The sequence below is a fragment of the Amycolatopsis sp. NPDC059027 genome (genome assembly GCF_042739735.1).
Taxonomy (GTDB): domain Bacteria; phylum Actinomycetota; class Actinomycetes; order Mycobacteriales; family Pseudonocardiaceae; genus Amycolatopsis.
This window is the reverse complement of record NZ_JBHYIK010000087.1, coordinates 26,067-37,407: the sequence shown is the minus strand read 5'-3', so window position 1 is coordinate 37,407 and position 11,341 is coordinate 26,067. Positions and strand designations below refer to the sequence as shown.

At 71.0% G+C, this 11,341-nt stretch carries 11 protein-coding genes; 5 read left to right on the top strand and 6 right to left on the bottom strand.

The genetic code is table 11. The annotated features are described in order from the left end of the window. Positions 1–70 precede the first annotated feature (70 nt). From ACFWY9_RS39120 to ACFWY9_RS39110, 3 genes are all read right to left on the bottom strand, one after another. The gene (locus ACFWY9_RS39120) at positions 71–478 is read right to left on the bottom strand and encodes a nuclear transport factor 2 family protein (RefSeq protein ID WP_378323138.1); all 408 of its coding nucleotides are present in this window, start codon (positions 476–478) and stop codon (positions 71–73) included. Positions 479–506: 28 nt separating this feature from the next. Further along, positions 507–1,679 (bottom strand): Cmx/CmrA family chloramphenicol efflux MFS transporter, encoded by a 1,173-nt coding sequence (locus tag ACFWY9_RS39115; RefSeq protein WP_378323139.1) that lies wholly within the window; start codon positions 1,677–1,679, stop codon positions 507–509. Between the two features lie 84 nt (positions 1,680–1,763). Beyond that, positions 1,764–2,348: a TetR/AcrR family transcriptional regulator gene (locus ACFWY9_RS39110; protein ID WP_378341262.1), complete on the bottom strand. Its 585-nt coding sequence runs from the start codon at positions 2,346–2,348 to the stop codon at positions 1,764–1,766. Positions 2,349–2,435: 87 nt separating this feature from the next. On the opposite strand from ACFWY9_RS39110, the gene ACFWY9_RS39105 reads away from it, so the two are divergent. After that, the gene (locus tag ACFWY9_RS39105; protein ID WP_378323141.1) at positions 2,436–3,473 is read left to right on the top strand and encodes a ferrochelatase; all 1,038 of its coding nucleotides are present in this window, start codon (positions 2,436–2,438) and stop codon (positions 3,471–3,473) included. A 2-nt stretch (positions 3,474–3,475) separates the two neighbouring features. On the opposite strand, the gene ACFWY9_RS39100 is transcribed toward ACFWY9_RS39105, so the two are convergent. Further along, complete coding sequence (locus tag ACFWY9_RS39100; protein ID WP_378341261.1) at positions 3,476–4,273, bottom strand: hypothetical protein; 798 nt, start codon at positions 4,271–4,273, stop codon at positions 3,476–3,478. Between the two features lie 100 nt (positions 4,274–4,373). On the opposite strand from ACFWY9_RS39100, the gene ACFWY9_RS39095 reads away from it, so the two are divergent. Both ACFWY9_RS39095 and ACFWY9_RS39090 read left to right on the top strand, forming a co-directional pair. Beyond that, the gene (locus tag ACFWY9_RS39095; RefSeq protein WP_378341260.1) at positions 4,374–5,771 is read left to right on the top strand and encodes an ATP-binding protein; all 1,398 of its coding nucleotides are present in this window, start codon (positions 4,374–4,376) and stop codon (positions 5,769–5,771) included. Continuing rightward, complete coding sequence (locus tag ACFWY9_RS39090) at positions 5,768–7,726, top strand: hypothetical protein (protein WP_378341259.1); 1,959 nt, start codon at positions 5,768–5,770, stop codon at positions 7,724–7,726. Before ACFWY9_RS39095 ends, ACFWY9_RS39090 begins: the two co-directional genes overlap by 4 nt. Positions 7,727–7,735: 9 nt before the next feature. On the opposite strand, the gene ACFWY9_RS39085 is transcribed toward ACFWY9_RS39090, so the two are convergent. Then, positions 7,736–8,062: a DUF6191 domain-containing protein gene (locus ACFWY9_RS39085; protein ID WP_378323145.1), complete on the bottom strand. Its 327-nt coding sequence runs from the start codon at positions 8,060–8,062 to the stop codon at positions 7,736–7,738. Positions 8,063–8,179: 117 nt separating this feature from the next. Here ACFWY9_RS39085 and ACFWY9_RS39080 point away from each other — a divergent pair, with 117 nt between their 5' ends. Both ACFWY9_RS39080 and mshC read left to right on the top strand, forming a co-directional pair. After that, complete coding sequence (locus tag ACFWY9_RS39080) at positions 8,180–8,944, top strand: MerR family transcriptional regulator (RefSeq protein ID WP_378341258.1); 765 nt, start codon at positions 8,180–8,182, stop codon at positions 8,942–8,944. Positions 8,945–9,046: 102 nt separating this feature from the next. Beyond that, on the top strand, positions 9,047–10,285 hold the full coding sequence (gene mshC, locus ACFWY9_RS39075; protein ID WP_378323148.1) for a cysteine--1-D-myo-inosityl 2-amino-2-deoxy-alpha-D-glucopyranoside ligase: 1,239 nt from the start codon (positions 9,047–9,049) through the stop codon (positions 10,283–10,285). A 160-nt stretch (positions 10,286–10,445) separates the two neighbouring features. Here mshC and ACFWY9_RS39070 read toward each other — a convergent pair whose 3' ends face one another. Next, positions 10,446–11,201 (bottom strand): class I SAM-dependent methyltransferase, encoded by a 756-nt coding sequence (locus ACFWY9_RS39070; protein ID WP_378341257.1) that lies wholly within the window; start codon positions 11,199–11,201, stop codon positions 10,446–10,448. Between the last annotated feature and the right edge of the window lie 140 nt (positions 11,202–11,341).

The following is an 11,341-nucleotide window of genomic DNA, read 5'->3' as shown; positions in this document are numbered from 1 at the left end:
GTTAAGGCCACCTTACGGGCGTCAGACGCCCGTAAGGTGGCCTTAACGGCATTTCCGGCCGGAGCGAGGTTCAGGACTGGACGGCGTCGGCGACGCGCCAGCTGTCCTCGAGGAACACGTAGCGGGTGATGAGGCCGTCCGGGTTCACCCCGAGGTCGAGGGCGAAGGCGGACTCGATGACCTTGCCCGTCGCCCGCACCGTCGAGCGGAGGCTGCCGAGCGCGACGGCCCGGCTCTCGTCGCCGAAGAACCGTTCGGCGACGAACTTGTCGCGGTCGAGGTAGTCCCGGTCGAGGGTGGTGAAGAACTCCAGCACCTCGGCGCGGGTCCGGCGGCGCCCGATCCACGGGACCACTTCGGTATTGCCCGGGATGTCCCACTCGACGTCGTCGGCGAACAACGCCGCGGCACCCTGCGTGTCGCCGTCGCCGAGCAGGGCGAAAAGCTTTTCGGCCACGATCCTCGCGGTTTCGGACATGATGATCCTCCTTGTGGGGTAAGGAAAACTAGACGCTGACGGGGACGCGTTTCGCGTCGTCGGCGCGCTGGACGACGGCCGTGAGCGTGAGGGCGGCGAGCGTCGCGACAGCGAGTGCCGCACCGACCCACGCGACGCTCGGGAAGCCGAGCCCGGCGTCGATCGCCAGCCCGCCCAGCCACGGCCCGGCGGTGTTGCCGACGTTGAACGCGGACGTCGTGCTGGCTCCGACGAGTGTCGGCGCGTCACCCGCGACGGCGTAGGTGCGGACGTTGAGCGCCGGGTTGGCCGCGAACCCGGCGGCGCCGAACACGACGATCGCGATCACGGCGACGACGGGGTCGTGGGTGACGGCCAGGACGAGCAAGGCGAGCAGTGCGAGCCCGACACTGCCGTACAGCGTGGCGAACGGCCGGGCGTCGGCGAGCTTGCCGCCGACGGTGATCCCGATGAGCGCGCCGACACCGAACAGGGCGAGCACGCCGGGAACCCAGGCCGATGGAAGGCCGAAGGTTTCGGTGAGCAGCGGGGCGAGATAGCTGAACGCGGCGAAGATCATGGCCTGGCACAACGCGATCACGCCGAGCGCGAGCCACACGCGGGGCCGCCGGTACAGCTGGAGCTCGGTGCGCAGCCGCGGCGCGTCGTTCCCGGCACGCGTGGCCGGGACGAACGCGAGGACACCCGCCGCGGCGACGAGCGTCAGCACCGCGACCGCCCAGAACGCCGCCCGCCAGCCCCAGTGCTGGCCGATGAAGGTGCCCGCCGGGACACCCACGATGTTCGCCACGGTCAGGCCGCCGACGAGGACGGCGAGTGCCCGCCCACGCCGTTGCGTGGAAACCAGCGAGATCGTGGTCGCCGCCCCGACAGCCCAGAACCCGGCGCAGGCGAACGCGCTGACGACGCGGGTCGCGAACAGCAGCGCGTATCCCTGCGCCAGCGCACCGACGACATGGCTCACGCCGAACACCGCGAGCAGCGTGAGCAGCGTCGTCCGGCGGGGGAGACGGAGCGTCCCGGCGGCGAGCAGCGGGGCGCCGACGACCATGCCGATCGCGAAGGCCGAGATGAGCAACCCGGTGTCCGGAATGCTCACCCCCAGGTCGGTGGCCATTCCGGGCAGCAACCCGGTGATCATGAACTCGGACGTCCCCAGCGCGAACACGCTGAGCCCGAGGACGTAGACGGCCAGTGGCACGGCTCTCCTCCATTTTGGATCGTTTGGTACATAACTTCGGTAAAACAAGGCCATCGGTCGGCCCAAGAGTGGTGGCGGCCGGGGTCAGTGAGTGGCGATGGCCGACACCGCGATGTCGGCGACCGCGCGCATGGCGGCGCCGCTTTCGCCGCGCCGCGACATCAGCCGCAGTCCGGCGATCGTGCTGTGCACGAACTGGGCGATGTCGGCGGGCTTCCGGTCCTTGGTGATGCTGCCGTCGGCCTGGCCGGCGCGGGCACACGCGGTCAGCTGGGCGAGATGCGCTGCCGTGTCGGCCTCGATGTGCGCGGTGATTTCCTTGTCCCGCACGCCGAACTCGGCCACCGTGTTGACCACGAGGCAGCCGCGGCGCGCGTGCTTGAGCTCGTCCTCGATGAGGTCTTCGAGCAGTCGCGCGATCTTTTCGGCTGCGTCGCCGGAACCTTCGATGACGGCGGTCCGGATGCGGATGCCCCGTGCGCTGTAGTGGTCGAGCGCACGCTCGAACAGGGCTCGCTTGCTGGTGAAGGTGTTGTAGATGCTGCTGCGGCCCAAACCGGTGGCGTCGCACAGGTCCTGAGTGGACGTGCCCTCGTAACCCCGTGCCCAGAAGGCGTTCATCGCGCCTTCGAGCGCGACGGTCTCGTCGAATTCCCGTGGCCTGGCCATGACCCGAGCGTAGCATCGTTTTGTATTGAGTGTTCCAAAAATGGGGCGGCGTGGGCGTGGGGACCGCCACAGCGGCAAGATGGCGGGGTGGGTTACGACGCGTTGCTATGGCTTTCGTTCGGTGGTCCCGAGGGGCCCGACGAGGTGATGCCGTTCCTGGAGAACGTCACCAGGGGCCGGGGGGTGCCGAGGGAGCGGCTGCTCGAGGTCGCGGAGCACTACCAGCACTTCGGCGGGGTTTCGCCGATCAACCGGCTCAACCGCGACGCGATCGCGGCGGTGGAGAAGCAGCTGTCGTCGGCGGGCATCGACCTGCCGGTGCGCTTCGGCAACCGCAACTGGCGGCCGATGGTGGAGGACACGCTCGCCGAGCTGGCGAAGGACGGGGCTCGCCGCGTGCTGGTCTTCCCGACCAGCGCGTACGGCGGCTACTCCGCGTGCCGCCAGTACGACGAGGACATCGAGCGTGCTCGCGCCGCGGTCGGCGACGACGCCCCGGATCTGGTGAAACTGCGGCAGTTCTTCGACCACCCGCTGTTCGTCGGCGCGGTCGCCGACGCGGTCCGCGCGGCGCACGCGAAGCTCGGAAACGCGCCGGGGACGCGGACGGTGTTCTGCGCGCATTCGGTCCCGGAGAGTGCGGACAAGGCGTCTGGCCCGCCGGAGGACGGCGGTCGGCTGTACTCGCGGCAGATCGCCGAAGCCGCACGGCTGGTGGCGGCCGAGGCGGGCGTCGAGACCTACGACGTCGTGTGGCAGTCGCGGTCCGGCCCGCCGCAGGTCCCGTGGCTGGAGCCGGACATCGTCGACCACATCGACGCGTTGCACGCCGAGGGCGTGACCTCGGTGGTGGTGTGCCCGGTCGGGTTCGTCTCCGATCACCTCGAGGTGATCTGGGACCTCGACAACGAGGCCGCCGAGCGCGCCGCCGAACTCGGCATGGGATTCGCCCGCACGGCTACCCCGGACACCGACCCGCGGTTCGCCGAACTCGTCGTCGAGCTGGTGCGGGAGCACACCGAGGGTGTCCCGGTGCGGAAGCTGTCGGAGTTCCCGGCGCTGGGCTGCACGATCAACGGCAAACCCTGCGCCGTCGGCTGCTGCGAACCCGCGAAACGCCCCTGAGCTCAGGGCTGGCGGTCGCCCTGCTCGGCGAAGACACGGACGGCCTCGTTGACCGCGGCGCAGCGGGCGATCCGGACCGCGTTGGACAGCGGGCGCAGCGCCTCCGCCCGTTGGTTGACCGCCGACGCCGACAGCGCGCCGCCCGGGTCGTCGAGCTGGGCGATCGCGAGGATCGCGGAGATCTCGTCGGCTCGCTGCAGTACCCGCAGCGCACGTCCCGGCGTCCCGGTGGGCCACTGGACCTTCGGCTGCGCGCGGAGATGCGCGGACAGCTCGGCCCGCACCCCCGGCCGGTCACTCGCGACGTCGAGGGCCTGCAGCGCGCCGGCGCTGTCGCGGATGGCGTCGGTGAGGGCGTGTTCCGACTCGCCGAGCGGGAAGTACTCCAGCTGCGCCTCGTTTTCCAGCGCGTACGCCGTCCAGCGCATGAGGCCCTCGGCGATCGGCTCCGGCACGAGACCGTAGGCGATCTCGGGCAGGACAACGGCTTCCCCGCAGCGCAGCGCGGCCTCGGTGAACAGCCCGCCACCGCCGAGCCCCCGCACGTCGCCGGGCACCGGCAGCACCAGGTTCACCGTCGTGATGCCCTGCGCGCGCAGGGCGAGCAAAAGATCCACGGGGTTCGCGGCGCGGTTGTACGCCAGCGAGAGGAAGAACGCCTCCGAGGCGCCGGGATCCCCCGCGACCACGTCGTGGGCTTCGCCCCAGGCCTTGAGGGCGTCGAGCACATCGTCGGAAGCGGCGGCTCCGTTGAGCCACGCGGATGACCAGACCGCGAGGGTCGCACTGGGACGGCACACGACGCCCTATTTTACCCGTACTCCGGAGTGCGCTTTCTGGCGGTGGGGCTGGAGTTGGTCCACGTCGACGCGGCGCGGACTCGCGGCTAGCGTCGTAGTGGTGAACGCCGCTCCAGACTCCCTTCCCCGTACCGCCGGGGCCCTGCGCGAGGCCGGTTACCGGCCCCGTTCGATCAGCCAGGAGATCCACGACAACCTGCTCGCCGCGTTGCGCGCGGGGGAGGACGCCTGGCCGGGCATCGTCGGGTTCTCCCGCACGGTGCTGCCCCAGCTCGAACGCGCGCTGCTCGCCGGCCACGACGTCGTCCTGCTCGGCGAACGCGGCCAGGGCAAGACCCGCCTGCTGCGCACGCTGGCCGGCCTGCTCGACGAGTGGACCCCGGTCATCGAGGGCGCCGAACTCGGCGAGCACCCGCTCGAACCGATCACCCCCGCGTCGATCCGCCGCGCCGCCGAACTCGGCGACGACCTGCCGGTCGCCTGGCGTCATCGCAGCGAGCGCTACACCGAGAAGCTCGCCACGCCGGACACGTCCGTCGGCGACCTGATCGGCGACGTCGACCCGGTGAAGGTGGCCGAAGGCCGCAGCCTCGGCGATCCCGAGACCATCCACTTCGGACTCGTGCCGAGGGCCCATCGCGGCATCGTGGCGATCAACGAGCTGCCCGACCTCGCCGAGCGCATCCAGGTCGCGCTGCTCAACGTCATGGAGGAACGCGACATCCAGGTCCGCGGCTACACGCTGCGGCTGCCGCTGGACGTGCTGCTCGTGGCGACCGCGAACCCCGAGGACTACACCAACCGCGGCCGCATCATCACCCCGCTCAAGGACCGCTTCGGCGCGGAGATCCGTACGCACTACCCGCTCGACGTCGAGGCCGAGGTCGCGGTGGTGCGGCAGGAGGCCCACCTCGTCGCGGAGGTCGGCGAGCCGCTGCTGGAGGTCCTCGCGCGGTTCGTGCGGAATCTGCGGGACTCCCCGGTGATCGACCAGCGTTCCGGCGTGTCGGCCCGGTTCGCGGTCGCGGCGGCCGAAACCGTCGCAGCGGCGGCGCTCCGGCGGTCGGCGCTGACCGGCGAAGAGCCCGCGGTCGCGCGTCCGGTGGATCTCGACGCCGTGCCCGCCGTGCTGCGCGGGAAGATCGAGTTCGAACCCGGCGAGGAGGGCCGCGAGATCGAACACCTCGTGCACCTCTTGCGCCGCGCGGTCGCGGAGACCGCTCGCGAGCGGTTCGCCGGTCTCGACCTGCGCCCGCTGGCCGACGCCGTCGCGGACGGTCATCTGGTGGCGACGGGCGAGCGCGTGCCGGGCAAGGACGTGCTGTCCGCGCTGCCGGAACTGCCGGTCCTGCACGAGGTCGCGCAGCGTGCGGGGGTGTCGGCCGACGAGCCGGCCGGGCGCATCGCGGCGGCGGTCGAACTCGCGCTGGAATCGCTGTTCCTCGCCCGCCGGGTCGGCAAGGACTCCGACGACTCGACCACCGTGTACGGGCAATGACAGCCGTCCCCGAGGGTTACTCCTACGGTCCGTGGCACGACGGGCCCGACCCGCTCGCGCCGCCCGCGGATCTGCGGGACGCGCTCGACGAGATCGGCCGCGACGTCATGGGCGGTGCCTCGCCGCGTTCCGCGCTGGAGGAGCTGCTGCGCCGGGGAACCGAGCGCACGGCGGGACTCGACGAGCTGACCCGGCGGCTCTGGCAGCGTCGTTCGCAGATCCAGCGGCGGCACCGGCTCGACGGCACGCTGCAGGAGGTCCAGCGGCTGCTCCAGGAAGCCCTGGACGCCGAACGCCGTGCGTTGTTCCCGGATCCCGACGACGACGCGCGGTTCCGCGAGGCCCAGCTGGACGCGTTGCCGCCGGGCACGGCCGCGGCGGTCCGCGAACTCGCCGAGTACGACTGGCGCTCCGAACAGGGCCGGGAGAACTACGAGCAGATCCGGAACCTTCTCGGCCGTGAACTGATGGACTCGCGGTTCCAGGGGATGAAACAGGCCCTGCAGAACGCGGGCCCGGAGGACGTCGAGCGCGTCAACCAGATGCTTTCGGACCTCAACGCGCTGCTGAGTGCGCACGCGCGGGGTGTGGACGACATCGCCGAGCGGTTCTCGGAGTTCATGCGCCGCCACGGCGAATTCTTCCCGGAGAATCCCCGGAACGTCGAGGAACTGATCGACGTCCTCGCCGCCCGCGCCGCCGCCGCGCAGCGGATGCTGAACTCGATGACCGACGAGCAGCGTGCCGAACTCGCCGAACTGACCCAGCAGGCGTTCGGTGATCCGCGGCTCGCCCAGCAGTTGTCCACTTTGGACGCACAGCTGCAGGCACTCCGGCCGGGCGAGGACTGGACCTCGGCCGAGCGGTTCCGCGGCCAGGACCCCTTGGGACTCGGTGAAGGCGCGCAGGCGATGGCCGATCTCGCGGAGCTGGACGCGCTCGCCGAGCAACTCGGCCAGTCCTATCCCGGCGCCCGGCTGGAGGACATCGACCTCGAAGCGCTCGAACGCCAGCTCGGTCCCGACGCGGGCGTCGACGCGCGGCGGCTGTCCGAACTGGAGCGTGAGCTACGCCGTCAGGGTCTGTTCGAGCGGGCGCCGGACGGCACGTTGCGCTTGTCGCCCAAGGCATTGCGCCGACTGGGGGAGACGGCACTTGCCGAGGTGGTGAACGCGCTGCGCGGCAAGGCGGGGGAGCGCGAGACGGAGTCCGCGGGTGCCGCGGGCGAGCCGACCGGCGCGAGCAGGCCATGGCGGTTCGGGGACATGCAGCCCTGGGACGTGCCGCGCACCGTCCGCAACGCCGTGCTGCGTTCGGTGTCGGTGGGCGGTGGACCGGTGCGGCTGGACGTCGAGGACGTCGAGGTGGTGGAGACCGAGCACCGGTCCCGCGCGGCTGTCGCACTGCTGGTGGACACGTCGTGGTCGATGGTCCAGGAGGGCCGCTGGCTGCCGATGAAGCGCACCGCGCTCGCGCTGCACCAGCTCATCAGCACCCGGTTCCGCAACGACGCGCTGCAGCTGATCACCTTCGGCCGCTACGCGACACCGGTGGAACTCCCGGAGCTGATCGGCATGGAGGGGACGTGGGAGCAGGGGACCAACGCCCACCACGCGCTGCTGCTGGCCGGTAGGCATCTGCGGCGGCATCCCGACGCGCAGCCGGTGGTGCTGATGGTCACCGACGGCGAGCCGACCGCACATCTGGAACCGGACGGCGAAGCCGAGTTCGCCTATCCGCCGGAGCCCCGGACCATCCACAAGACACTGTCCGAAGTGGACCGGGTGGCGAAGCTCGGCGCGGCGGTGACGGTGTTCCGGCTCGGTGACGACCCGCGGCTGACGGCGTTCGTGGAGATGATCGCGCGGCGCTCGGGCGGCCGCGTGCTCGCGCCGGATCTGGACGGGCTCGGCGCGGCGGTGGTGAGCGACTTCCTGCACACCCGCCGCCGCTGACCGGGGGCCTCAGCTCACGGAACCCTCCGGCGGACGTCGCGCCGGAGGGTTTTCCGGTCGCAGAACCGCGACGCCGCGATCCAGGTCGATCCGGGTGTTCGGCGGGGCGCCCTGCACGTCCTCGTCGAGGGTCATCTCCACCGAGTCGCGGTGGTCCAGCTCGGTGCGCTTGGTGCCGTAGAGGAACGCGGTGACCTCCTCGACGTAGGTCGACGACAGCCGTGCCCGCAGCCGTTTACGGCCGTTCGAGGGGCGCATCTCGTACGCCCCCACCGCCACCAGCACCGCCGCCGAGGCCGGGATGCCCAGCCCGAGCCACGTCCCCAATCCAGCCATGTCCCGGGAACGAATCACCCTCCGGCCGGGTTCCCGGCGTGCGAGGCTTGACCCTCACGTCACGTGAGGCTCCAGGGTGGACGTCGTCAGGGCCGGAACGGCCGGAGGAGAGGCACGATGGGGTACCCGGTGGGAAAGGTCGCCAGGCTGGCCGGCGTCACCGTCCGCACACTGCACCACTACGACGAGATCGGGCTGCTCTCGCCGAGCGCGCGGACCACGGCGGGCTACCGCAGCTACGGCGAGGACGACCTCGACCGGCTGCAGCGCATCCTGTTCTACCGGGAACTCGGATTCGGCCTCGAGACGATCGCGGACATCCTCGACGATCCCCAGGACGGGGCCGTCGAGCAACTGCGGCATCAGCGCGCGCTGCTGACGGAACGGATAGCGCGGCTGAGCCGGATGGTCGAGGTCGTCGAACGCGTGATGGAGGCGAAACTGATGGGCAACGCGTTGACGCCCGAGGAGAAGTTCGAGGTGTTCGGCGGTTTCCGCGAGCCGCCGGGCTACGAGGAGGAGGCGGTGCGCCGCTGGGGGCACACCCCGGAATGGCAGGCGCGGGTCCCCGAGATGTCCAAACAGGACTGGATCGACGGCGAGCGGGTCCGGGAGGACTGGGTCCGCAGGCTGCTCGCCCTGGTGGACGGGGGAGCGGGCCCGGACGGCGAGGAGGCCATGGCACTGGCCGAGGAGCATCGCGCGATGCTCGGCCGGTTCATGGGGGAGTGCGGCTACGAGACGCACCAGCGCGTAGGTGAGCTGTACGCGACCGAACCCGCGCAGCTCGGGTTCCTGATCCGCGAGCCGGACCAGCGGCCGGGGATCGGCGAGTTCGTGCGGGACGCGATCCGGGCGAACGCGGCCCGCGCCGCCCGATAGGCCGGTGCCGGACGGTCGCAGGGGACCGTCCGGCACTGCTTCGGTCGTGATGTTTTCCCACCGGGCGAGAGGCACTCGGCGGCGATGCTTAGAGTCGAGGGTATGCAGACTTGGTCATCGGTCGACGTGCCCCGCATCCCGGGTACCCCTCGTCCGCTGCGGCTCCACGACACCGCGACCGGGCAGACCCGCCCGACCGCGCCGGGGGAGACCGCTCGGATGTACGTGTGCGGTATCACCCCCTACGACGCGACCCACCTGGGGCACGCCGCGACGTATCTGGCATTCGACCTGGTCAACCGCCTGTGGCGGGACGCGGGGCACGAGGTCCACTACGTGCAGAACGTCACCGACATCGACGAGCCGCTGCTGGAGCGCGCGGAGCGGGACTCCGACGACTGGATCGTGCTCGGCATGCGCGAGACGGCACTGTTCCGGGAGGACATGGAGGCGCTGCGGGTCATCCCGCCGCGCGAGTTCGTCGGCGCGGTCGAGAGCATCCCGGAGATCGTCGAGGTGATCGCGAAGCTGCTCGCCAACGGCAGCGCTTATCGCGCCGACGACCCGGAGTATCCCGACATCTACTTCGACCACACCGCGACCGGGCGTTTCGGCTACGAGTCGAACTACGACGCCGAGACGATGGCGAAGTTCTTCGCCGAGCGCGGTGGCGACCCGGAGCGGCCGGGCAAGCGGCATCCGCTCGACGCGCTGCTGTGGCGCTCCGTGCGGCCCGGTGAACCGTCGTGGGAGTCCGAACTGGGCGAGGGCAGGCCCGGCTGGCACATCGAGTGCAGCGCGATCGCCGTCAACCGGCTGGGGCTCGGCTTCGACGTCCAGGGCGGCGGCTCGGACCTGGTGTTCCCGCACCACGAGTTCAGCGCCGCGCACGCCGAGGCGGTGGCCGGGGACGGGCCGTTCGCACGGCACTACGTGCACGCCGGGATGATCGGCCTCGACGGCGAGAAGATGTCGAAGTCGCGCGGGAACCTGGTCTTCGTCTCGCGGCTGCGCGCCGACGGCGTGGACGCCGGGGCGATCCGGCTCGCGCTGTTCGCGGGGCACTACCGCGCCGACCGGCCGTGGACCGCGGAGCTGCTGACCGAGGCCGAGGCCCGGCTCGCGCGCTGGCGGGAAGCGGTTTCTCTGCCTACAGGCCCGGACGCCGCCGACACCATCGACCGCCTCCGCGACCGCCTCGCCGACGACCTCGACACCCCGAAGGCACTGGCCGCCGTGGATGCCTGGGTGACCGCCGCGTTGCGTCGCGACGGCACCGACCGGGAGGCGCCGGGGCAGCTCAAGGCTGCCGTCGACGCCCTCCTCGGCATCGTGCTCTGACCGCGGACACGCTGTGTTGCCGCATTTCCCGGCAACACAGCGTGTATAACGCCCTATACGGCTCGTCGATTGGCGAGATTTCCTCGCAGAGTACGGAAATCTCGCACGGACAAGAAGCCGCCGAGAGCGCCCTGAAGGCCATACGGGTTGGGGGACATTGTCAGTCGGCCTGGAGGACGAAGAACAGGAAGCCCAGGAAGGCTCCGGAGGGCAGGTGCGCGAGTTCGTCGGGGAAGAGTTCGCGGGCGTCTGGTGCGGGGTGCGGTTCGCTGATGACGGCGATGCGGAAGCCGGCTGCGGTGAAGGCGTCGGTCATCGCGTGCAGTGGCCGGTTCCAGAAGCTCATCCGGGTGGTCCGGCCGCCGATGGTCCAGTCCTCGGTCCAGTTGTAGGTCGCGAAGTAGTCGGGTGTGGCTCCGGCCTGGCGGTGCATGAGGTTGATCGCGAAGGGGTGGTCGACCGAGGCGATGAGCCGGCCGCCGGGTCGCAGCACGCGCCGTAGCTCGGCCAGCGTCGGTCCCCAGTCGCGCAGGTAGTGCAGCACCAGGGACGCCACGACGTCATCGAAGGTTTCGTCGGGAAAGGGCAGCAGGTCGGCAAGGTCGGCCACCCGGAGGTCTGCCTCGGCACCGAGCCGCTGCCGGGCCTGCTGCAGCATCCCGGCGCTCGCGTCGATACCGGTCACGTCAGCGCCGCGGTCGCGTAGCGCGGCGAACAGGGGGCCTGATCCGCAGCCGGCGTCGAGGATCCGCCGGCCGGTCACCTCGCCGGCGAGCTCCAGCATCGCGGGCCGCTCGTAGTAGGCGTTCATCAGGCTGGTCTCGTTCTCGGCCGAGTACCCCTTGGCCAAGCTGTCGTAGTCGTTCACCCGAGACGGCCGGCCGGGCTCCACGTGATTCTCGGACACGGTAGGCATGCAGGCCATGCTGGCTTACCAAGCTCGGGCGTCGCCACCCAGACGAGCCGTCCTGGTGGCTTGGTCGTGCCGGTGGGGGGTGCGGGGGGGGCCCAGCTTTCCCCCCCCCGAGAGGGGGTGGGGGGCGAGCCCGACCCCCC